The organism is Georgenia ruanii (genome assembly GCF_009193175.1).
In the GTDB taxonomy this organism is placed as follows: Bacteria; Actinomycetota; Actinomycetes; order Actinomycetales; family Actinomycetaceae; genus Georgenia; species Georgenia ruanii.
Map to the genome: position 1 here is coordinate 61,684 of NZ_VUKE01000019.1, position 22,153 is coordinate 83,836.

A 22,153-nucleotide genomic window follows, 5' to 3' on the forward strand; every position below is an offset into this window, starting at 1 on the left:
CGGGCGCGCCCCGAGCGGACGGCCGGTCACTCCTCGCCGATGTCCTCGTTCCACAGCTCCGGCTCCGCGGCGATGAAGTCGCGCATGAGGGTCACGCACTCGGCGTCGTCGAGCACGACGACCTCGACGCCGCGCTCGCGCAGCAGGTCCTCCCCGCCGCGGAAGGTCCGGTTCTCGCCGATGACGACCCGCGGGATCTTGTAGAGCAGGATCGCGCCGGTGCACATGTCGCACGGCGAGAGCGTGGTGACCATGGTGGCCCGCGCGTACACCGACGCGGGCAGCCGGCCGGCGTTCTCCAGGCAGTCGGTCTCGCCGTGCCGGATGGCGCTGCCGTCCTGCACCCGCCGGTTGCGGCCGAGCGCGAGCACCGCCCCGTCAAGGACCAGCGCCGCCCCGATGGGCACGCCGCCCTCGGTGCGGCCGGCTCGGGCCTCGGCGCGGGCCAGGGCGAGGGCGTCGGCGTCGGTGAGCGCACGGGTCTCCATGGGGGCCATCTTGGCGGGTGGCCAACCTCACCGGCGGCAGGCGCCTCCCTCGTGTCTCGGGATCGGACACGGTGCGCCAGAATCATCTCGTGCTAGGGCCCTACCGCCAGATCCTGTCCCTCCCGGGCGCCCTGGCCTTCTCCGCCGCCGGGCTCCTCGCCCGCTTCCCCGGCGGGATGATCAGCCTCGGCATCATCCTCATGCTCTCCGCCCTGACCGGCTCCTACGCCACCGCTGGGTCGGTGGCGGCCACGTTCGTCGTGGCCCAGGCCGTCTGCGCCCCCCAGCTGGCCCGGCTCGTCGACCGGCACGGCCAGGCCCGCGTCATGGCGCCCTCCCTGACCCTGAGCGCCGCGGGCCTGCTCGGCCTGGTCCTCGCCGCCGTCGCCGGCGCCCCGGCGTGGACCCTGTACGCCACCGCCGTGGTGGCCGGCGCCACCGTGGGCGCCATGGGCGCGCTCGTCCGTGCCCGGTGGAGCCAGGTGGTGCAGAACCCCGGCGAGCTCCACCGCGCCTTCTCCCTGGAGTCCGCGCTCGACGAGTTCACCTTCGTCGTCGGGCCGGTCGTCGCCACCATGCTGGCGACGGGGGTGGCGCCCTGGGCCGGCCTGGTGCTCGCGCTCGTCCTCGTGGTCGGCGGCGGCTACACCTTCCTCGCGCAACGGGCCACCGAGCCGCCGCTCGTCGTCCTCGAGGGCCGCGCCGCCCGCGGCTCGGCCATGCGCTCGGCCGCGATGGTCGGCCTGGTGGGCGTGTTCATCTTCGTGGGCAGCATCTTCGGCGCCAGCGACGTCGCGACCGTCGCCTTCACCGCGGAGCAGGGACGCCCGGGCGCGGCGGGCATCCTCCTGGGCATCTTCGCCACCGGGTCGATGATCGCCGGGCTGCTCTACGGCGCCAAGGTGTGGGAGGGGCCCGCGTGGCGGCGCTTCCTGCTCGGCGTCGTCGTGCTGGCGGTGGGCAGCGGGCTGTTCCTGCTCGTCGGCTCGCTCGCCGTCATGGCCGCGGTGATGTTCGTGACCGGCTTCGCCATCTCCCCGACGATCATCAACGGCAACGCGATCATCCAGCACATCGTCGCGCCCGGCCGGCTCACCGAGGGCCTGACCTGGCTGAGCACAGGGATCAACCTCGGCGTCTCGGCCGGCGCGTCGGTGGCGGGGGCGATGATCGACCGCGCCGGCTCGGCCGGCGGCTTCGGGACGGTCGCGGTCTCCGGCCTGCTCGCCGTGCTCGCGGCCCTGTTCACCGCGCCGGTGCTGCGCCGCCGTGCGGGGCGTGACCACCCCCACGTGCCCTGACACCGGGCTCGACCTGCGGCCCCCGACCGGCCGGGGCAGGATCGAGGCGAACCCGAGCAAAAGGAGCAGACTGTGGCACGCAGCGTCGCCGAGCACCTCGTCAACCAGCTGGTCGCCGCCGGGGTCGAACGCATCTACGGCATCGTGGGCGACTCCCTCAACCCCGTCGTCGACGCCGTCCGGCGTACCCCGGGCATCGACTGGGTGCACGTGCGCCACGAGGAGGCCGCGGCCTTCGCGGCCGGGGCGGAGGCGGAGGTCACCGGCCGGCTGACGGCCTGCGCCGGCTCCTGCGGGCCGGGCAACCTCCACCTCATCAACGGCCTGTACGACGCCAACCGCAACAGGGTCCCGGTCGTGGCCATCGCCTCGCACATCCCCAGCGACCAGATCGGGACCGAGTTCTTCCAGGAGACCCACCCGGACCGGATCTTCACCGAGTGCTCGGTTTACTCCGAGATGGTCTCCGACCCAGGCCAGGTGCCCCGAGTCACCCGCACCGCCATCCAGCACGCCGTCGCCGCGCCCGGCGTCGCCGTGATCACCCTGCCGGGCGACGTCGCGGACCAGGCCGTCGACGACGCCGGGCAGCAGGCGGTCGTGCCGCCCACCGGCCACGCCCGCCTCGTGCCCCATGCCGCCGACGTCACCGCCCTGGCGGAGGCGATCAACGACGCCGAGAAGGTGACCCTGTTCGTCGGGGCGGGCGCCCGCGGCGCCCACGACGAGGTCCTCGAGCTGGCCGACCTGGCGGCCGCACCGGTCGGCCACTCGCTGCGGGGCAAGGAGGTCATCCAGTACGACAACCCCTTCGACGTCGGCATGTCCGGCCTGCTCGGCTACGGCGCCTGCGTGGACGCCATGGAGGGCGCCGACCTCCTCGTCCTGGTCGGCACGGACTTCCCCTACAAGGCCTTCCTGCCCCAGGACGTCACCACCGCGCAGATCGACATCGACGCCAGCCACCTCGGCCGGCGCACCCGCCTGGACCTGCCGGTGCACGGCGACGTCAAGGAGACGATGCGGCTGCTCATCCCGCAGATCCGGCGCAAGACCGACCGGAAGTTCCTCGAGCGGATGCTCAAGAAGCAGCGGGACATGATGACCAAGGTCGTCGGGGCGTACACCCGCAACGTGGAGAAGATGCGGCCCATCCACCCCGAGTATGCCGCCGTGCTGCTGGACGAGGCGGCCAGCGAGGACGCCGTGTTCACGGTCGACACCGGCATGTGCAACGTCTGGGCCGCCCGGTACCTCACGCCCAACGGCCGGCGCCGGGTCATCGGCTCCTTTCTGCACGGCTCCATGGCCAACGCGCTGCCGCACGCCATCGGCGCGGCGTTCACCGACCGGGACCGGCAGGTCGTCGCCCTCGCCGGCGACGGCGGCCTGTCGATGCTGCTCGGTGAGCTCATCACGATGCGCACCTACAACCTGCCCATCAAGGTCGTCGTGTTCAACAACGCGACCCTGGGCATGGTCAAGCTCGAGATGATCGTCGAGGGGCTGGTCTCCCACGGCACCGACTCCCCCGCCGTCGACTACCGGCGGCTGGCGATGTCGCTGGGGATCCCGGCGGTGCGCGTGGAGGACCCCCGCGACCTGCGCAAGGCGCTCAAGGACGGCCTGCGCCGCGAGGGCCCGGCGCTCATCGACGTCGTCACCGACCCCAACGCGCTGTCCATCCCGCCGTCGATCACCTCCGGGCAGATCCGCGGTTTCGCCACCGCCGTGACCAAGCAGGTCCTCGGCGGCGGCATGGGCGAGGTCATGGCGATGGCCAGGTCGAACCTGCGCAACGTCCCGCGGCCGTAGCGAGCGGCCGGTGCGGCACCGCACCGGCCGCCCACCAACCGAGACGGTGGCCCGCCAGCTGGGCCGGTCGTGCTGTGATCTGCGACACTCGGACACGGTCGGCGACGCCTCGTCGTCACATCGACGTGATGCCATGACGGGCACGACGAGCCGACAAGCCGCACTATGTTGACTGCAAGCTCGGGAGGCCCTCATGACCGCTCGTCACTTTCGCACCGGCGCCCTGGTGGCCGGCGCCGCGCTCGTGCTGGCCGCCTGCGGCGGGGGAGGACAGGCCGGGGGCGGGGGCACCACCGGCGGCGCCACGGCGGGCGGGGCGGACCTCGGGCTGGTCAAGAAGGGCGCCCTGACGGTCTGCTCGGACGTGCCCTACCCGCCCTTCGAGGTGGAGGACGCGTCCAAGCCCAGCGGCTACGGCGGCTTCGACATCGACCTGCTCCAGCAGGTCGCCGACAAGCTCGGCGTCACCCTGTCGGTGCAGGACGTCAGCTTCGACGCGCTCCAGTCGGGCACCACGCTGGCCGCCGGCCAGTGCGACGTCGGCGCCTCGGCGATCACCATCACCGATGCCCGCAAGCAGAACCTGGACTTCACCGACCCGTACTACGACTCCCTGCAGTCCCTGCTCGTCAAGAAGGACTCGGGCATCTCCTCCATCAAGGACCTGGCGGGCAAGAAGGTCGGCGTGCAGCAGGGCACCACCGGCAAGAGCTACGCCCAGCAGCACGCGGCCGATGCCAGCATCGTCGACTACCCCTCCGACGGCGAGCTGTGGCCCGCCCTGCAGGCCGGGCAGATCGACGCGATCCTCCAGGACTACCCGGTCAACTTCCAGCACCAGAAGACCGACCCGAGCTACGTCGTCGTCGAGCAGTACAAGACCAACGAGCAGTACGGCTTCGCCCTCGCCAAGGGCAAGAACCCCAAGCTGCTCGAGGCGATCGACACCGAGCTCAAGACCCTGCGCGACGACGGCACCTACCAGAAGATCTACGACTCGTACTTCTCGACCGCCGGAGCCTCCTCCTGACCCACCGGGGGCCGCCATGAGCATGCGCCGAACCACCAAGCGCCGCCTCACCCGCGGAGTGCTCTACGCGGTGTTCGTCGCCGTGGTGGTCTTCGTCGTGCTGGCCACGGACTGGGCCCGGGTGGTCAACCAGTTCTTCCGGATCGACATCGCCCGGGAGCAGCTGCCGCAGATCATCACGATCGCGCTGAAGAACACCATCTTGTTCACGGTGATCTCGTTCGTCGGTGGCGTCGTCCTCGGCATCGTCATGGCGCTGATGAAGCTGTCCTCCGTGGCGCCCTACCGCTGGTTCGCGACGGCGTACGTGGAGTTCTTCCGCGGCGTGCCGGCGCTGCTGACGATCTTCGCGATGGCGTACATGCTGCCCATCGCCCTGGGCATCCAGGTGCCGGGCGGGCAGGTGGGCGCCGGACTCGTCGGCCTCATCCTCGTCGCCTCGGCCTACATGGCCGAGGTCATCCGGGCGGGCATCCAGGCGGTGCCGAAGGGCCAGTCGGAGGCCGCCCGGTCCCTCGGGATGTCCCCGACCCGCACGATGTTCTGGGTGATCCTCCCCCAGGGGTTCCGGATCATCATCCCGCCGATGACCAACGAGTTCGTCCTGCTCCTCAAGGACACCTCGCTGCTCTTCATCGCCGGGTCCACGGTCTTCACCAAGGAGCTGACGACGTTCTCCCGCGACGCGCTGACCACCACCGCCAACGGCACGCCGCTGATCATGGCCGCCATGCTCTACCTCATCGTGACGATCCCGCTCACCCGCCTGGTCGCGGTCCTCGAGCGGAAGATGGCGAGGCAGCGATGACCGCACCGCTCGGCTCGGAGGAGGCCCGCGTCTCCGCGGCGCCCGCCGGAGCCCGCCGCATCAAGGCCCTGCCCCCGGGTGTCCCCGCCATCGAGATCCGCGACCTGCACAAGAGCTTCGGCACCAACGAGGTCCTCAAGGGGCTCAACCTCACCATCGAGGGCGGGGAGGTGGTGTGCGTCGTCGGCCCCTCGGGCTCGGGCAAGTCGACGCTGCTGCGCTCGGTGAACCTCCTCGAGGCGCCGACCAGCGGGCGGATCCGGATCGAGGGCGTGGACATCCTCGACCCCGAGGTGGACGTCGATCGCATCCGCACCCGCATCGGCATGGTCTTCCAGCAGTTCAACCTGTTCCCGCACATGGACGTGCTGCGCAACCTCACCATCGCCCAGGAGCGGGTGCTCGGCCGCAGCCGGGAGGAGGCCCGCCGGGTGGCGCTGGCGATGCTCGAGCGGGTCGGGCTCTCGGACAAGGCGACGGCGCACCCCGGGCACCTCTCCGGCGGGCAGCAGCAGCGCGTGGCGATCGCCCGGTCGCTGGCGATGAACCCCGACATGATGCTCTTCGACGAGCCCACCTCGGCGCTGGACCCCGAGCTGGTCGGCGAGGTCCTCGCGGTGATGCGGGACCTGGCGGCGGACGGCATGACGATGATGGTGGTCACGCACGAGATGGGCTTCGCCCGGGAGGTCGGCAGCCGGCTGATCTTCATGGACGGCGGCGTCATCGTCGAGGACGGCGACCCGCGGGAGGTGCTCGCCCACCCGAGCCACCCGCGCACCCAGGCGTTCTTCTCCAAGGTGCTCTGATTCTGAGGGCGCCCCGGCTCCCCTGGCCCGCGCCGGCTCCCGCCGTCGTCACCGCGGCGCGCGCCCGCATCCCGCGTGGGCGGCCCCGTCGCGACGGGCGGCGACTGGCCGCCGGGGTCGCGCGATGAGAACGTGGTGGGTCGGAGACAGGGAGGTGGAGCGATGAGCGCGGACGGCGCGAGGCACCTGGTGATCATGGGCGTGGCCGGCTCCGGGAAGACCACCATCGCCCAGCTCCTCACCAGCAAGCTCGGCTGGGTCAGCGCCGAGGCCGACGAGTTCCACAGCGCGGCCAACATCGCGAAGATGGCCGCCGGGACCCCGCTCACCGACGAGGACCGCTGGCCCTGGCTGCGCGCCATCCGCAGCTGGCTCGACGAGCAGGAGGCCGCGGGCCGGCGGGCCGTGGTCACCTGCTCCGCCCTCAAGCGGGCCTACCGCGACGTCCTCGCCGGCCCGAAGCGCGACGTCACCTTCGTCCACCTCACCGGCTCGGCCGAGGTCATCGCGGCGCGGATGCAGCACCGCACGGGCCATTTCATGCCGCCGTCGCTGCTGCCGTCGCAGTTCCAGACCCTCGAGGCCTTGGGGCCCGACGAGAACGGCATCGCCGTCGACATCTCGGGCACCCCCGACCAGATCGCCGAGGAGGTCATCGACCGCCTGGGCCTGCGACAGGGCTGACCGCCGCGCCGGCGTCGCCCACGGCGTGCCCGAGCGGCGCAGCGATGCCCAGCGGCGGGGTGAACCGCACGTCGCGCAGCTCGTTCCAGACCTCCATGACCACGGCCCGCGCGTGCCTCTCGGCGGCGTCCTCGTCGTGCTCGGCGACCGCCCGGGCGACCGCCTCGTGGTGGTCCAGCGACGCCGGCACCGGGTCCCGGGGCGTCAGGTGCAGGTGGGTGCGACCGGCGAGGACCTCGGTGACGACGCCCCGCAGGGCCGCGAGCATGTCGTTCTCGCTGGCCTCGATGAGCAGCGCGTGGAACTCGATGTCCGCCTGGAGGTACTCCTCCCCCGCCCCCTCGCCCGCCTCGCCGAGCCGGCGCAGCGTCGCGGCCAGCTCGGTCAGGCGCGCCGCGACCGGCGCGGGCGCCTTGAGGGCGGCGAGGCGCGCCGCCGTCGGCTCGAGCGCCAGGCGCAGCTCGGTGAGCCGGTGGAGCTGGTCGTCGCGGTGCGGCCCGGACAGCCGCCAGCGGATGACGCGCGGCTCGAGGACGCTCCAGTCGCGCACGGGCCGGACCGTCACGCCCACGCGCCGCCGGGACTCCACCATGCCGAGGGACTCCAGCACCCGGACCGCCTCGCGGACCACCGTGCGGGAGACCTCGAACCGCTCCGCCAGCTGGGCGAGCGTGAGGACGCTGCCGGGCGGGCAGTGACCGTGGGCGATGTCGGTGCCGAGCCGGTCGAGCACGTCGGTGTGCAGGACCGGGGCCTTCTCCTGCGCCCCGCGAACCACCATGTGCGTCCTCCTGACCCATGCGTCGGCGGCGCCGAGGGCGTCGCACCCGGGGCGTCGACGTCCCGCGGCCAACACATGATGACATCTTTGGCAAAAGTGTGACCTTTGTGTCACTGTGTGGACCAGCATCTCGCGACCGGTGGCGTCCGGAAAAATCGTGTGGCCGTCGCGCCGCGCCCTGACCCGCGGTCGCCCGCTGCCAACCCATCCTCCTTGCGGCTCACCCGGGCCGCCCGAGATCAACGGAGACTTCTCCATGGAAGACTGGACCCAGACCCTGGGAGCGGGACCGCTCCTCGGGATCGCGGCCGGCGCCATCGCACTGCTCCTGATCCTGGTGATCAGGTTCAAGATGCACGCGTTCCTCACGCTCATCCTCGTCTCGCTGCTCACGGCGTTCGCCACGGGGATCCCCGCGAACCTCATCGTCGACACCGCGGTCAGCAGCTTCGGCGGCACCCTCGGCTCGGTGGCCCTGCTCATCGGCCTCGGCGCCATGCTCGGCAAGATGGTCGAGTACAGCGGCGGTGCCAAGGTGCTCGCCGACAAGATGGTCGACGTCTTCGGCGAGCAGCGGGCGCCCTTCGCGCTCGGCCTCGCGTCGCTGATCATGGGCTTCCCCATCTTCTTCGACGCCGGCCTCATCGTCATGCTGCCGATCATCTTCGCCGTCGCCCGCCGCATGGGCGGCGACAACGTGCTGCTCTACGGCATCCCCGCCGCGGCCGCGTTCTCGGTCATGCACGTCTTCACGCCCCCGCACCCCGGCCCGGTCAGCGCCACCGAGCTCTACGGCGCGAACCTCGGCCTGGTCCTGCTCGTCGGCCTCATCATCGTCTTCCCGGTCTGGTACCTCACCGGTTACCTCTGGGGCAAGCGCGTGGGCCGCCGGTACATCTTCCCGGTGCCGGCGCTCTTCGGCGCCACCGCCGACGACGCCGAGCTGCCTCGCAACCCCCCCAAGGTCGGCACGATCATCGCGGTGCTGCTCCTGCCCCTGGTGCTGATCTTCATGAACACCGGCCTGGACTTCCTGCGCGCGGCCGACACGGTCTCGGCGGACGCCACCTGGTTCCAGGTGCTCTCGGCCATCGGCAAGTCCCCGGTGGCGCTGCTCATCTCCGTCCTCGTGGCCACGTGGGTGCTCGGCCTGCGCCGCGGCGAGAACGGCACGGCGCTGGAGAAGGTGCTCGACTCGGCGCTCGGGCCCATCTGCTCGGTCACCCTCATCACCGGCGCCGGCGGCATGTTCGGCGGGATCCTGCGCGCCTCCGGCATCGGCGACGCGCTGGCGAGCTCCCTGGACAACCTCGGCCTGCCGGTCATCGTCGCGGCCTACGTCGTCGCCGTCATCCTCCGCGTCGCGCAGGGCTCGGCCACGGTCGCGCTCGTGACCGCCGCCGGGCTCATGGCCCCGGCCGTCGCCGCCGGCGACTACAGCGCCCTGCAGATCGTGGCCATCACTCTGGCCACCGCGGCCGGGTCGGTCTTCGCCGGACACGTCAACGACTCCGGGTTCTGGCTGGTCGGCCGGCTCATGGGCATGGACGTCAAGACCACGCTGAAGACCTGGACGGTCCAGCAGGCGCTGGAGTCGGTGGCCGGGTTCCTCATCGTCCTGGTCGTCTTCGTCATCGCCTGACCGGTCGCGGGCGGCGGACGGCGCCCCCGACACGCACCAGCACGGAAGCCCCCGGGTCTCACCCGGGGGCTTCCGTGCTGTGCCGGCCGGTTCGGGACGGCCGGTGCGGGCCGCCGATCGCGCGGCCCGGTGATGTCAGTCCTGCCAGAGGGCGACGACGACCTTCCCGGACGTTGCCGAGTCCCGCGCGGCCGCGAAGGCCTCGACGGCCCGGCCGGCGGGCAGGTCGTGGGTGATGACCTGCTCGAAGGAGGGGGTGGCGTCGAGCAGCTCGACCGCCTCGTCGATCTCGTCGTTGAAGCGGAAGGTGCCGCGCAGCTGCAGCTCCTTCGAGACGAGCGGGGCGAGGTTGACCGGGCGGGCCTCGTTGGGGACCATCCCGACCTGCACGACGATGCCGGCGCGGCGCGCGCCGACCAGGGCGGGGCTGATCGCGGCGGGCACGCCGGAGCACTCGAGCACGACGTCGAAGGCCAGCGGCGGGATCTCCTCGGTGCCGACCTGGACGGTGCTGTGGACGCCCAGCGCGCGGGCGCGCTCGAGCGGGCCGGGCAGGACGTCGGTGGCGACCACCTGGGTGGCGCCCTTGGCGAGGGCCGCGGCCGCCGCCAGCAGCCCGATCGGCCCGGAGCCGGAGACGAGCACGCGCTTGCCGCTCACCCCGCCGGCGACGTTGATGGCGTGCAGCGCCACGGCCAGCGGCTCGGCGAGGGCGGCGCGGCGCAGCGGGAGGGTGGCGGGCAGCACGCGCACCATGTCCTTGCCGACCAGGAGGTACTCGCTCATCCCGCCCTGGGTGTGCGGCCAGGTCGAGGCGCTGCCCAGGTAGGACCCGCCGGGCCAGAGGTGACGGCGGTCCTCGATCCCGTCCTCCGGTGTGCCGAAGGTGGCCGGGTGCACGGTCACCGGGGTGCCCGGGGCCAGCTCGCCGGAGGGGTCGAGGTCGACGGTGCCGGAGACCTCGTGGCCGGGCACGAGCGGCTCGCGCACCACGTACTCCCCGTTCGCCCCCTCGAAGTAGTAGTGCAGGTCCGAGCCGCAGATGCCGGCGTAGGCCATGCGCAGCCGCACCTGCCCCTCCGCCGGCTCGGGGGTGGGCACCTCCTCCTCGCGGATGTCGGTCTTGCCGTGGATGGTCAGTGCCTTCATCAACATTCCTTCGTGGTCGTTCGGGGGATGCCGGGGCCCCGCCGTCGCGACGGCGGGGCCCCGGTGGTCGGGGGCCGCGGGATGGTCAGGACCGGACGGTGGGCCGCGCGGAGAGCGCCTCGCGGGTGGCCGCGCGCACGCCGTGGGTGACGATCACCTCGACGAGGTCGGCCACCCGGGAGACGAACTCGGGGTGGGCGGTGAGCTCGTCGGGGAAGAAGCCGCCGTGCAGGACGGCGCCGACGTGCCCGCGCACGTCCGGCGCGCCGGCCGTGGCCTGCGCCAGGCGGGCCCGCGCGGGCTCCTGCATGGCGTCGGCGACGGGACCGGGCACGAAGCCCGCCGGCGGCACCACGCAGCAGATCCACGCCGCGACGGTCAGGGCCATCTGCTGGGGCACCTCGCCCTGGTGCAGCAGGCGGAGGGCGGGCTCGGGCACGCGCTGGAGCAGCTTGGTGGACCCGTCCGAGCCCACCCGCGACGTCCGGTCCCCCAGGGAGTGGTTGGACCAGCGGGTGAACAGGCTCGCGACGTAGTCGTCGGCGTCGAAGCCGGTGGGCAGGGCGATGCTGGGCAGGTACTCGTCCGCGATCGCGGCGCGCACCGCCTCCTCGACGAAGTCCTGGCCCCGGGAGGCCGGGATGGTCTCGCGCCCGTCGAGGGCGCCGAGGTAGGCGATGAGCGAGTGCGAGCCGTTGAGCAGCCGGAGCTTGACGAGCTCGTAGGCCTCCACCTCGTCGCTGAAGATCGCCCCGGCGGCCTCCCAGCGGGGCCGGCCGGCGGCGAAGTGGTCCTCGATCACCCACATGGTGAAGGCCTCGGCGGGCACCGGGGCGGCGTCGTCGACGCCGAGGAGGCGGCGCACGCCCTCGCGGGTCTCGTCGGTGGCCCCCGGCACGATGCGGTCGACCATGGCGTTGGGGAAGGTCACCGACGCCGCCACCCAGTCGAGGACCTCCTGCGGTGCGGCCGCGGCGGCGAGAAACTGCTCGACCATGTTCCGCGTCGTCGTCCCGGCGGACTGCAGGTTGTCGCAGGACAGGATGGTCAGCGGCGCCCCGCCGGCGGCGGCCCGGCGCTCAAGCCCGCGGGCGAGCAGGCCCACGGTGGTCCGGGGGTTGGCGGGGTCGGCCAGGTCGGCGCGGATCTCCGCGGCGTCCAGGTCGAGGTCGCCGGTGCGGGCGGAGCGGTGGTAGCCGTTCTCCGAGACGGTGAGCGTGACGATCCTGTGCGCCGGGTCGGCGAGCGTGGCGACCACCTCGTCGGCGTCGTCGGCCGCGACGAGGGTGCGCCGGTGCACGTCCACCACGTCCGCGCGCTCCCCCGCCGGGCTCAGCTCGAGCACGCTGTAGAGGTTCTCCTGGGCGCGCAGCGCGTCGACGACGCGGCGCGAGCGGTTGGCTACGCCCACGATGCCCCAGTCCCCGGGCTCGGCCGCGAGCGCCTGGGCCGTGTAGACGGCGGCGTGGGCGCGGTGGAAGTTGCCCAGGCCGAGGTGGACGATCCCGGTGCGCTCGGGGGCGGCGGCCCCGATGAGGCGGCCGGCGGGCAGGGTGGCGTGGCTGAGTCTCATGTGCGAGTTACCAATCGGTGACGGCCCCGTCGCGGGTGCGGGCGACGGGGAGGTAGGCGGGGTCGTACGGGTGCGCGGCGGCGGCGACCTCGTCGACGTCGACCCCGAGACCGGGGGCGTCGCCGGGGTGGAGGTAGCCGTCGGCGAACGTGTAGTCGTGGCGGAAGACCGTCTCGACGAGGGGGGCGTGGCCCATGTGCTCCTGGATGCCGAAGTTCGGCGTGGCCAGGGCGAGGTGCAGGGAGGCGGCCATGGCGATGGGCGAGACGTCGGAGGGCCCGTGCGGGCCGGCCTTGACCTGGTAGAGGGCGGCGAGGTCCCAGATGCGGCGGGTGTGCGAGATGCCGCCGGCGTGGCTGACGCACACGCGCATGTAATCCAGGCTCTGGCTGGTGATGAGGTCCTTGCAGTCCCACACGGAGTTGAAGACCTCCCCCAGGGCGAGCGGGGTCGTGGTGTGCTGGCGGACCAGGCGCAGCGCCTCCTGGTTCTCCGCGGCGGTGGCGTCCTCGAGCCAGAACAGGCGGACCGGCTCGAGGTCCTTGCCCAGGCGCGCGGCCTGGATCGGGGTGAGCCGGTGGTGGGCGTCGTGGAGCAGGTGGAGCTCGGGGCCCGCGTGCTCGCGCACCGCGGCGAGGACGCCGGGCACGTGGCGCAGGTACGCCTCGACGTCCCACACCTCCTCGGCCGGGGCCGCGCCACGTCCGGCGGGCTCGTACGCGGCCACGCCGGGGTGGACGCCGTAGACCGCCTCGAGCCCGGGCACGCCGGACTGGGCGCGCACGGCCCGGAAGCCCCGGGCCACCTGCGCGTCGACCGAGTCGAGCAGCTCGGGCAGGTCCGCGCCGGTGGCGTGGGTGTAGGCCAGGACGCCGTCGCGCACGGCGCCGCCGAGCAGCTGGTACACGGGCTTGCCCGCGGTCTTGCCCTTGATGTCCCACAGCGCGAGGTCGATGGCGGCGATCGCCGCCATGGTGACCGGGCCGCGCCGCCAGTACGCCCCGCGGTAGAGGTACTGCCAGGTGTCCTCGATCCGCTCGGCGTCGCGCCCGACCAGCAGCGGGACCAGGTGGTCGCGCAGGTAGGACGCCACGGCCAGCTCGCGGCCGTTGAGGGTGGCGTCGCCCCAGCCGACGACGCCGTCGTCGGTGGTCACCTTCAGGGTCACGAAGTTCCGGCTCGGGCTCGTCACGAGGACCTCGGCGGAGCGGATGCGGGAGGCCATGTCATCACCACGCTCTCGGGCTCGGTCGCCGTTGGGTCCCGACGGCGACGGCCTCCGTCGTCGGGGGCCGCCCGTCCGTCAGAGCCAAAGGTATGACTTATTTGGTGTGACGTGCAACTCCGGTGCGGCTCAGCCGAGGAGCAGGTACCCCGCGGCCACGACCGTCAACGCGATGATGAGCCGGTCGAAGAGGGCCTGCGGGATCCGCGGGGCCAGCCGCCGGCCCGCGAGCGCGCCGACCACCACGCCGGGCACCAGCACCAGGTCGAGCAGCAGCGAGGCGGGCGTGACGAGCCCGAGGGCGACCATGAACGGCACCTTGGTGAGGTTCACGGCGAAGAAGAACCACGCCGCGGTGCCGAGGAACGTCAGCACCGGCAGCCGGGTCGCGAGGAAGTACAGCGACATCACCGGTCCGCCGGCGTTGGCCACCATCGTGGTGAACCCGCCGAGCGTGCCGTAGGCCCCGGGCGCCAGCCGACGGCGCCACCGGCCGGTGCGGACCTCCGCCGCGTCCGGGCGCCCGGTCCGGGCGCGCCGCACCACCGTGACGACGAGCAGGGCCAGCAGGATCCCGCCGATCGCCCGGCGCACCGCGGCGTCGCCGGCGACGGCGAGAAACGCCGTCCCCGTCCCCAGCCCGACCAGGACCGGCGGCGCCAGCCGCCGCAGCACCTGCCAGTCCGCGTTGTTGCGGTAGGCCGCGACGGCGAACAGGTCGCCCACCATGAGCAGGACGAGCAGGACGCCGGTGGATGCCCGGGCGGGCAGGACGGCGGCGAAGAGGCCCACGGCGATGGTGTTGGCCCCGGGCATCGCGGTCTTGCTCAGACCGACCACCAACGCGCCGAGGCCGAGCGCCACCCAGCCGAGGACGGGGAGAGACTGCACCGGGCAAGGATGCTCCCCCGGCGCGGCGGCGGGCAGGACGGGCGGGTGTGGCGCCCGGCACAGTGTGGCGGCCACCGGCCGAGCACCGGGCACCGGGCACGTCCGCGTACCGTGACCCTGACGGCGACAGGCGACGGCGGGAGCATGGGCGTGACGGCGCGCGAGACGGGCGGCGGAGCAGGGACCATCATCGCGCCGGGGCGGCTGCGCCGCACCGTGCTCGTGGTGGCGGGGCTCAACCTCGCCTACTTCTTCGTGGAGTCCGGCATCGCCCTGGCCATCGGCTCGGTCTCGTTGTTCGCCGACAGCGTCGACTTCCTCGAGGACACCGCCGTCAACCTGCTCATCTTCCTCGCGCTGGGCTGGTCGCTGGCCTGGCGCGCGCGGATGGGCAAGGTCATGGCGGGCATCATCCTGGTCCCCGCGCTGGCCGCCGCCTGGCAGGCCTTCGCCAAGGTCTCCCACCCCGCGCCACCCGACCCGCTGGCCCTGCTGCTCACGGCGGGCGGCGCCGCCGTCGTCAACCTCGCCTGCACCCTGATCCTGGCCCGGCTCCGCCACCACGGCGGGTCGATGACCACGGCCGCGTGGCTCGCCGCACGCAACGACGTGGTGGTCAACCTGGCGATCATCGCCATGGGGCTGCTCACCCTCTGGCTGCGCAGCGGCTGGCCGGACATCGTCCTGGGGCTGATCATCGTGGTCGTCAACGTCGCGGCCGCCAAGGAGGTCTGGGAGGTGGCCACCTCCGAGGGGCTCGCCGCCCGCGCGCTCGCCGGGGAGGAGATCGACTGACGCGCCGCGCGGCCGCCGTCAGCGCGGGTGCGGGGCCGCGGCGAGGTCGAGGACGACGGCGGCCGTGGCGCTGACGCCGCGGACCGCGTGCGGGTCGCCGGTCATCGGGTCGACGTGCTCGGGGAAGTCGTGGCGGACCGCGAGCGCGAGAAGCTGCTCGGCGACGCCGTCGGCAAGGGGACCCTCGAGGTGCTCGTGCAGCCCGGTGACCACCAACCAGTTCATCGTGAACCAGCCCGGGCCGCGCCAGGAGGTGGCGAGGTCGACGTCGGGGGCCCGGAGGTCGTAGCTCGGCACGACCAGGGCGCCGCCGCCGAGGAACCCCGGCCCGCGCACGGTGGCGACGAGGTCGTCGGCGTGCTCGAGGTCGGGCAGCAGCAGCGGGACGAGGCCGTTGACGGTCGGACGGCGCACCAGCCGGTCGCGCGCGACGTCGTGGGCCCCGTAGACGCCGAGCTCAGGCAGGTACAGACCCTCCAGGGCGGTGGTGATGCGCCCGGCCAGGGCGCGGTGCGGCGCCGGGTCGCGGCCCAGCTCCACCGCCATCTCGGCGAGGGCGAGCTCGGAGACCGCCCACAGGGCGTTGAACGCCGGGTCCTCCACCACGAACGGGTGGGCCGCGGCGTCGTCGTAGCCCGTGTCCCGGTAGCGGCCGGCGAGCCAGAGGGCGCGGGCGACCTCGGTCGGGGTGCCCGGCTCGGGATCGCCGACCCGGACGGCGTCCGGCGCGGGGAGGCCGGGGCCGGCGGCGGGCACGTCCGCCAGCGCCTCGTCCCACAGCGGCGAGCCGGCGGTGGCGGACTCCCAGGGGTGGACGATGCTCGCCAGCCCGGCGCCCCGGTGGTCGCGACGGGCCGCGAGGTACCGGTGCCAGGCCAGCAGGCGGGGGTACGCCCGCGGGAGGAAGCCGCGCTCGCGGGACAGGGCGGGGGCGGCGAGGTGGACGAGCAGGGCCGCGGCGGCGTGGACGGGCGGGGTCACCAGGCCGGAGGTAGGCAGCTCGGCCGAGCCCGGCACCCCACGCGATCGCCAGAAGGCGTCCCCCGGCGCGGCCTCGGCCTCGTGGCCGGGCTCGAAGACGAGCTGGGGCAGGCGGCCGTCCTCCCACTGCCCGGCCAGCAGCGACTCCAGCTCGGTCTGGGCCCGGTCGGGGGCGACGTGGCGCAGGCCCACGGCGACCAGCGCGGAGTCCCAGCCCCACTGGTCGGGGTACGCGCCGCGCGCCCGGGCGGTGTGGTGGCCCGCCCAGTTCTCCTCGAGCAGCGCGGCCGCGGCGGCACGCACCGCGGCGGGGGCGGGAGGCGCGGCCGGGTCGTCCGCTCGGGCGGCGGCCAGGGGCTCCTCGGGGGACGGCGGAACGGCGGCGTCTGACACGTCACGCACCTCTCCGTGCGAGCAGGGCCGGCGGCGGTGACGTGCCGGCCACCGCTTCCAGGATAGCCAGCGCCGGGCGTCGGGCCACGGCCGATCCCGGCGTGCACCGGCGACGCGGCGGCCGTAGGTTGGTTGGAGACCCCGAACCAGTTTGACGACGGGAGCTACGCCATGAGCATGCCGAACCTGCCCCAGGCCATGAGCAACGCGGCCGACTACCGCCCGCTCATCGACCTCAAGGACTACGCCGACGCGCAGGACCTGGTGGACTTCCTCTCCGACAGCGGCTTTCCGGTGAGCAACGTGCGGATCATCGGGACCGGGCTGCACACGGTCGAGCAGGTCACCCGTCGCAAGACGAACGGCCGCGCGGCGCTCGAGGGCGCCGCCGGCGGCGCCTGGTTCGGCCTGCTGCTGGGCCTGCTGCTCTCGCTGTTCGTGCCCGGGCAGGCCTGGTTCGGGATGATCGTCGCCGCGGTGGTCTTCACCGCACTGTGGGGCGCCCTGTTCGGCTTCCTGTCCCACTGGGCCACCCGCGGCAAGCGCGACTTCGCCAGCGTCAAGGCCCTCGAGGCCAGCGGGTACGAGGTGCAGGTGACCGCCGAGCACCTCGCCGAGGCCCGCCGCCTGGCGCGGATCGACGCCATGTGACCGGGTGGGGCGCGCTCGCGCTCGACGGCGGCGCTCGCACCTCCACGCCGCACACTCGAGGTCCTGGTCGCCACGACGACCTGAGCGACCGGACTGCCCTCTCGGCCCGCCAACGCAGGCACCCCGGCCGCCCCACCGGCGGTCCTCCTCAGCAAGAGCCGCCGGGGAACCGGCGCCCGCCTCAGGTCTGCTGCTGCGGCTGGGTCTTGTCGATGCCGCCGAGGGACTTGAGGAACTCGTGGCACTTCTTGGCGCGCTCGGAGTCCTGCGCCATGACCTCCTCGAAGAAGGAGGCGATGTCCTCCTTGCCGGCGTTGCGGGCGTCGCGCACGTACTGCCCGTAGTCGTGGCCGGCCTTGAGGGAGTGGTACTGCACCGAGATCAGGTCGTAGGTGACGTCGTCGAAGCCGGTCTCACCGGTGGCCATGCGGTCCTCCTCTGGTCTCTGTTCTCGTGCCTCGACCCGGCCGGTGCCGGGTCGGCCCGCGGGGCGGGCGGCCCCGCGGGAGTGCTCTCCCTGGGCCGCTCTCCAACGTAAGGGCCGCGGCACGGTCCGCAACCGGATGCCCCCTGGGCGCGGGTGACCACGGTCCAGGCGAGCGGACGCCGCGCCCCTCAGGCGTAGCGGCGACGGAAGTCCTCCTCGAGCTCCTCCAGCGAGCGCTCGGAGGTCTCCGGGATGAGCCGCCAGGCGAAGACGATCGCCCCGGCGTTGACGACGGCGAAGAGCAGGAACGTCGCCGCCCCGCCGACGCCGTCGACGAGGACCGGGAACGTGAAGGAGATCGCCGCGTTGACGCACCAGTGCAGGAAGACGGCGATGCCCATGCCGAGCCCGCGCATGCGCAGGGGGAAGACCTCCGAGAGCATCACCCACGTGACCGGCGAGAGGGCCGCCTGCTGGAAGAGCAGGAACAGCAGCATGAACGCCAGGACGGCGTAGCTGGCGCCGAGCGGGGGCACCCGGCCCGCGGCGAGCGCCGGCTCGACCGCGATGGCGAACACCGCGCCGAGGGCGAGCAGCGCGAGCAGGATGCCGCCCTGGCCGACCAGCAGCATCGTCCGGCGGCGCACCCGCCGCACGATCTGCAGGCCCAGGACGGCGGCCAGCACGGACACCACGCCGTTGGCGATGGTGGCGGTCAGCGCCGCGTCGGTGGCCAGCCCGGTGAGCTCGAGCAGCGTGGGGGCGTAGTACATGATCGTGTTGACCCCGCTGACCTGCTGGATGACGGCGACGCCGATCCCCACCACCATCAGCCGCCGGATCCAGGGGGCTCGCAGGTCGCGCCAGCCGAGCCCGCGGGCGGCGGTCTCGGCGTCGGCGACCCCGACCATCTCGAGCAGCTCGCCCACGGCGTCGTGGCCGGCGGGCCGGGTGCGCCGCAACGTGGTCAGGGCCTCGCCGTAGCGCCCGCGGGCGGCGAACCACCGGGAGGTCTCCGGCACCCGGTGCACGAGCACCCACAGCACCACGGCGGGCACCGACGCCAGCGCGAGCATGTACCGCCAGGTGTGAGGGCCCTCCACGGTGTGCGCCAGGACCGCGTTGAGCGTGTAGGCGAGCAGCTGGCCGGTGACGATCATCAGCTGGTCGGCCGCCACGTAGCTGCCGCGGGACTCCTTGGGCGCCAGCTCGGCGAGGAAGACCGGCACGGTCGCCGACGCCCCGCCGACGGCCAGACCGAGGACCACCCGGGCGGCCACCATCGTGCCCAGCCCGGGCGCGAGCGCCGTGCCCGCCGCACCGAGGGTGAAGACGACGGCCAGGACCAGGAGGGTGCGCCGTCGGCCGTGGCGGTCGGAGAACCGGCCGCTGACCATGGCGCCGACGGCGGCGCCGATGAGCAGCGAGGACGTCACGAGGCCCTCGGTCGCGGGCGTGAGCGCGAGCCCGCCCGCCGCCTCCGGCCGGGCCATGTACGGCAGGGCACCGGCGATGACGCCGGTGTCGTAGCCGAAGAGCAGCCCGCCGAGGGTGATGACGACGGCGGCGAGCCGGGTGCGCAGGGGCGTCACCGGGGCACCGGCCTCCGGCAGGGCCTGGAGACGGTCACGGGTGACCGTCCGTGTCGTCGTCCGGTCGGGTGCCGCCGCTCCCACGATGCGCCTTTCGTCGTCCGCCGTTGCCTCGCCCCGCCACGGATCCGGACCGCCACGGAAGGCATTCGAGTCTAAGCGGCGCGGCCAGGGCCCTCGGGCGGCCTTGCGAACCCGGCCCTGTCGGACAAGGCCATCACGGTGCTGGACCCCTACCTCGAGCGCGACGAGCTGGGCGTCAAGAGCGGCAAGGGGTTCTACGACCACGGCGGGAAGTAGCGACCCCCGACCGCGGAGGTAGCGGACCACCACCGGCCTCTCCGGATGCGGACGCCTCCGCCCGCCCCCACACTGACCGCACCGACCTGCACGCGCGGGTCCCGAGGGAAGGAACGGCGCATGGGTATCGGAGGCGGCATCTTCCTCATCGTCGTCGGGGCGATCCTGGCGTTCGCGGTGTCCGACGGCATCGCGGGGGTCGACCTGACGATGGTCGGCTACATCTGCATGGCGGCGGGCCTCGTCGCCCTGGTCGTCGCGCTGATCATGAACCGCCAGCGCACGAACACCACGCACACCGAGTACGTCGAGCGGCGCGACGACCACCGCATCCGCGGACCCGAGGGCACGCTCTGACGCCTGACGGCGAGGCGGGGCTGAGGCTCGACGGCGGGGCCGGGCGATCCTGGACGGGCGCCCGGCCCCGGCCGTGCCCGCCCCGGGCCGCGGCGCGGCGGGCGGCCGCCCGAGCCCGGCGCCCGGGCGCCGTCTAGGGTGTCAGCCGTGGCACTGTCCCGAATCGGCATGGCGGTCGACGACGCGATCAACCGCCGCAGCGTGCGCTACCTGCGCAAGAAGGGCTGGCGGCCGCGCACGATCGGGCTGACCGGCTACGGCTCGGTCCACAGCGTCCACGTGCTCGGCCGCGTCCTCATGGCCGACCCGACCAGCCCGCCCGACGACGAGATCACCCCGGTCGGGCCGATCAACGTCGCCGGCGAGGCGAAGCGCGGCTGGCGCGCGTTCTTCACCGCCCAGGTCGGCTACCTGCCCGTCGTCGTGCGAGCCGGGGACCAGGAGGTGCACACGACGACCGACCGCGGGGGGTACATCGACGTCATCGTCCGCGACCACGGCCTGGCCCCGGGCTGGCACGACGTGACGATCGAGGCCCGCGCGGCGGAGCCGGCCAGGGCGCGGGTGCTCGTCGTCGACCCGGAGGTGCGCGCCGGGATCGTCTCGGACGTCGACGACACGATCATGGTCACGATGCTCCCCCGCGCCCTGCTGGCGGCGTGGAACACGTTCGTGCGCCACACCAACGCCCGCAAAGCGGTGCCCGGCATGGCCGAGCTGTACCGCACGGTGCTGCAGGACGCGCCCACCGCGCCGGTGTTCTACCTGTCCACCGGCGCGTGGAACGTGGTGCCCACGCTGCGCGGGTTCATGCGCCAGCACGGCTACCCCGACGGCCCCATGCTCATGACCGACTGGGGGCCGACCAACACGGGGCTGTTCCGTTCCGGCATCGAGCACAAGCGCACCCAGCTGCGCAACCTCATGATCACGTTCCCGCAGATCCGGTGGCTGCTCGTGGGCGACGACGGGCAGCACGACCCGATGATCTACGACGACGTCGCGCGCGAGCACCCCCGGCACGTCTCGGCCATCGCCATCCGCGAGCTCTCCCCCACCGAGCAGGTGCTCTCCCACGGCACGCCCGAGGCGATCGAGGAGCCGGACCCGCGCCGCAGCGCCAACGCCGAGCACGGCGTGCCGACGGTGAAGGGGCGCGACGGGTACGAGCTGGCCCGGGAGCTGCCCGAGCTGCTGGTGGCCCGGCGCAACGAGCGGATCGCCCAGGAGGAGGCGGAGCGGCGCGAGGCCGCCGAGCGTCAGGAGACCCCGGACCGCCGGCAGGCCGCCGACGGCCGGCAGGCCGCGGAGCGCCGGCAGGCGCAGCGGGCGCGTTAGCGGCCCGTCCGGCACCTACCCGCCCAGCGCGGTGCGCGCCGCCAGCAGCAGGACGGCGGTGCCGCCGAGCGCCGCCGTCCACCGCCGCCCGCGGGGCCCGGCGAGGAACCGCCCGAGCGTCGCGCCGGCACCGGCCAGCAGCAGCTGCCAGCTGGCCGAGGCGACCAGCGCGCCGACCACGAACGCCGCTCGCTCGCCGAGCCCGGCTGAGCCCTGATCCACCGACGTTGCCGTTTGTCGCTGATCGGGTGAGGTGATGGGGGCGAGCAGGTCCGAGGCGTGGTGGGGCTGCCGGTCTGCGCCGGCTCTTCCACTTCGGGTTCCTCGGGTCGTGCCCGCTGGGGCTGGGTGGTCAGGACGCGGCCGTCGGTGGCGGTCCGGTCGCGGCGGTGTGGAGGGCGGTCCAGTGCTCGGCCCAGGGCCAGCGGCTGGGCAGGTGCAGGATCAGCCGGCGGCCCGTGGCGGCGATGCGGGCAGGGACGTTGATGATCCGGCGACGCACGGTCGCCCACCGGGCGGTGGCCATGTCGGCGGCGACAGTGGCGGCACGGGCGATGTTGAACGCGATCGTGGCCGTGGCCACCCAGGCCGCGTTCGCGGCGTACTTCCCCGAGGGCAGGTGGGCCAGCGGCCCGTCCTTGAGCTCGGCGATGACCTGCTCGACGATCGCGTGGCCGCGGTGACGCTGATCGGCCTCGACCGTGTCCAGGGTCGAGTTGGTGATGAACGCGTGGTGGCGGTAGGCCGCGAACAGCTCGCCCTGCTCGCTGCCGTCGGAGGCCAGGGGCTGGAGCCGTCTGACGCGCCGCACGATCAGCCGGCAGGGCACGTGCTCGGCCTTGCGGCGGGAGGTGAACGCGACGAAGGGGACCTCGGCGACCTCGGCGTCGGAGACCCAGCGCTGCTCGGTCTCCTCCCAGACCGCGTGGGGGTACTTGATCGGGGTCCAGGCGTCCTCGTCGATGCCCGCGATGGTCGCCTTGACCTGCGGGTCCATCCGCGCGGTCACCGAGAACCACACCCCGTGCCGCAGCGCGGTGCCGACGAAGGCGTGGCCGTAGTACGCCGAGTCCGCCCGACACAGCACCCGGCCGCTCACGCCCGCAGCGCGGGCAGTCCCCAG

At 73.4% G+C, this 22,153-nt stretch carries 22 protein-coding genes; 11 read left to right on the forward strand and 11 right to left on the reverse strand.

What is annotated here, in order from left to right; genetic code table 11:
- Positions 1–26 precede the first annotated feature (26 nt).
- Positions 27–488: a nucleoside deaminase gene (locus GD880_RS16740; RefSeq protein WP_152232751.1), complete on the reverse strand. Its 462-nt coding sequence runs from the start codon at positions 486–488 to the stop codon at positions 27–29.
- An 89-nt stretch (positions 489–577) separates the two neighbouring features.
- Between GD880_RS16740 and GD880_RS16745 the strand changes: the two genes are divergently transcribed.
- From GD880_RS16745 to GD880_RS16770, 6 genes are all read left to right on the forward strand, one after another.
- Positions 578–1,789, forward strand: coding sequence for an MFS transporter (locus GD880_RS16745; protein ID WP_226909756.1), 1,212 nt, complete (start codon positions 578–580; stop codon positions 1,787–1,789).
- 72 nt (positions 1,790–1,861) lie between these two features.
- Positions 1,862–3,604, forward strand: a complete 1,743-nt coding sequence (locus tag GD880_RS16750; RefSeq protein ID WP_152232752.1) for a pyruvate dehydrogenase — start codon at positions 1,862–1,864, stop codon at positions 3,602–3,604.
- Between the two features lie 193 nt (positions 3,605–3,797).
- A complete protein-coding gene (locus GD880_RS16755) occupies positions 3,798–4,634 on the forward strand; it encodes an ABC transporter substrate-binding protein (protein WP_152232753.1) in 837 nt (278 codons plus the stop codon).
- 16 nt (positions 4,635–4,650) lie between these two features.
- Positions 4,651–5,442: an amino acid ABC transporter permease gene (locus tag GD880_RS16760; protein WP_152232754.1), complete on the forward strand. Its 792-nt coding sequence runs from the start codon at positions 4,651–4,653 to the stop codon at positions 5,440–5,442.
- Positions 5,439–6,251, forward strand: coding sequence for an amino acid ABC transporter ATP-binding protein (locus GD880_RS16765; protein WP_152232755.1), 813 nt, complete (start codon positions 5,439–5,441; stop codon positions 6,249–6,251). The genes GD880_RS16760 and GD880_RS16765 overlap by 4 nt, the downstream gene beginning before the upstream one ends.
- Before the next feature lie 162 nt (positions 6,252–6,413).
- Complete coding sequence (locus GD880_RS16770; protein WP_226909757.1) at positions 6,414–6,935, forward strand: gluconokinase; 522 nt, start codon at positions 6,414–6,416, stop codon at positions 6,933–6,935.
- Here the strand turns inward: GD880_RS16770 and GD880_RS16775 are convergent.
- Complete coding sequence (locus GD880_RS16775; RefSeq protein ID WP_152232756.1) at positions 6,904–7,716, reverse strand: FadR/GntR family transcriptional regulator; 813 nt, start codon at positions 7,714–7,716, stop codon at positions 6,904–6,906. The two genes, GD880_RS16770 and GD880_RS16775, sit on opposite strands and share 32 nt — an antisense overlap.
- Before the next feature lie 256 nt (positions 7,717–7,972).
- Here GD880_RS16775 and GD880_RS16780 point away from each other — a divergent pair, with 256 nt between their 5' ends.
- Positions 7,973–9,358, forward strand: coding sequence for a GntP family permease (locus GD880_RS16780; RefSeq protein WP_152232757.1), 1,386 nt, complete (start codon positions 7,973–7,975; stop codon positions 9,356–9,358).
- A gap of 135 nt (positions 9,359–9,493) precedes the next feature.
- On the opposite strand, the gene GD880_RS16785 is transcribed toward GD880_RS16780, so the two are convergent.
- From GD880_RS16785 to GD880_RS16800, 4 genes are all read right to left on the reverse strand, one after another.
- Positions 9,494–10,507, reverse strand: a complete 1,014-nt coding sequence (locus GD880_RS16785) for an L-idonate 5-dehydrogenase (RefSeq protein WP_152232758.1) — start codon at positions 10,505–10,507, stop codon at positions 9,494–9,496.
- Positions 10,508–10,592: 85 nt separating this feature from the next.
- Positions 10,593–12,080, reverse strand: coding sequence for a mannitol dehydrogenase family protein (locus GD880_RS16790; protein ID WP_152232759.1), 1,488 nt, complete (start codon positions 12,078–12,080; stop codon positions 10,593–10,595).
- Between the two features lie 7 nt (positions 12,081–12,087).
- Positions 12,088–13,305, reverse strand: a complete 1,218-nt coding sequence (manD, locus tag GD880_RS16795) for a D-mannonate dehydratase ManD (protein ID WP_152232760.1) — start codon at positions 13,303–13,305, stop codon at positions 12,088–12,090.
- Positions 13,306–13,434: 129 nt separating this feature from the next.
- Positions 13,435–14,196 carry a sulfite exporter TauE/SafE family protein gene (locus GD880_RS16800; RefSeq protein ID WP_152232761.1) on the reverse strand — a complete coding sequence of 254 codons (762 nt, stop codon included), beginning with the start codon at positions 14,194–14,196 and terminating at the stop codon, positions 13,435–13,437.
- A gap of 150 nt (positions 14,197–14,346) precedes the next feature.
- Here GD880_RS16800 and GD880_RS16805 point away from each other — a divergent pair, with 150 nt between their 5' ends.
- A complete protein-coding gene (locus GD880_RS16805) occupies positions 14,347–14,991 on the forward strand; it encodes a cation transporter (protein WP_226909758.1) in 645 nt (214 codons plus the stop codon).
- An 18-nt stretch (positions 14,992–15,009) separates the two neighbouring features.
- On the opposite strand, the gene GD880_RS16810 is transcribed toward GD880_RS16805, so the two are convergent.
- The gene (locus tag GD880_RS16810) at positions 15,010–16,365 is read right to left on the reverse strand and encodes an MGH1-like glycoside hydrolase domain-containing protein (RefSeq protein WP_226909759.1); all 1,356 of its coding nucleotides are present in this window, start codon (positions 16,363–16,365) and stop codon (positions 15,010–15,012) included.
- A 171-nt stretch (positions 16,366–16,536) separates the two neighbouring features.
- Between GD880_RS16810 and GD880_RS16815 the strand changes: the two genes are divergently transcribed.
- Complete coding sequence (locus GD880_RS16815) at positions 16,537–17,016, forward strand: general stress protein (protein WP_152232763.1); 480 nt, start codon at positions 16,537–16,539, stop codon at positions 17,014–17,016.
- A 181-nt stretch (positions 17,017–17,197) separates the two neighbouring features.
- On the opposite strand, the gene GD880_RS16820 is transcribed toward GD880_RS16815, so the two are convergent.
- Both GD880_RS16820 and GD880_RS16825 read right to left on the reverse strand, forming a co-directional pair.
- A complete protein-coding gene (locus tag GD880_RS16820) occupies positions 17,198–17,443 on the reverse strand; it encodes an acyl carrier protein (protein ID WP_152232764.1) in 246 nt (81 codons plus the stop codon).
- Between the two features lie 188 nt (positions 17,444–17,631).
- Positions 17,632–19,119: a sugar porter family MFS transporter gene (locus tag GD880_RS16825; protein ID WP_226909760.1), complete on the reverse strand. Its 1,488-nt coding sequence runs from the start codon at positions 19,117–19,119 to the stop codon at positions 17,632–17,634.
- A 336-nt stretch (positions 19,120–19,455) separates the two neighbouring features.
- On the opposite strand from GD880_RS16825, the gene GD880_RS16830 reads away from it, so the two are divergent.
- Together GD880_RS16830 and GD880_RS16835 are read left to right on the forward strand one after the other, a co-directional pair.
- Complete coding sequence (locus GD880_RS16830; RefSeq protein WP_152232765.1) at positions 19,456–19,692, forward strand: DUF6458 family protein; 237 nt, start codon at positions 19,456–19,458, stop codon at positions 19,690–19,692.
- Between the two features lie 147 nt (positions 19,693–19,839).
- Positions 19,840–21,030, forward strand: coding sequence for an App1 family protein (locus GD880_RS16835; protein ID WP_193314575.1), 1,191 nt, complete (start codon positions 19,840–19,842; stop codon positions 21,028–21,030).
- Positions 21,031–21,045: 15 nt separating this feature from the next.
- Here the strand turns inward: GD880_RS16835 and GD880_RS16840 are convergent, their stop codons facing one another.
- Together GD880_RS16840 and GD880_RS16845 are read right to left on the reverse strand one after the other, a co-directional pair.
- Entirely contained in the window at positions 21,046–21,252 is a 207-nt protein-coding gene (locus GD880_RS16840) for a hypothetical protein (protein ID WP_226909761.1), read from the reverse strand.
- A 130-nt stretch (positions 21,253–21,382) separates the two neighbouring features.
- Positions 21,383–22,153: transposase (locus tag GD880_RS16845; RefSeq protein WP_193314576.1), on the reverse strand; the 771-nt coding region annotated here is incomplete at its 5' end.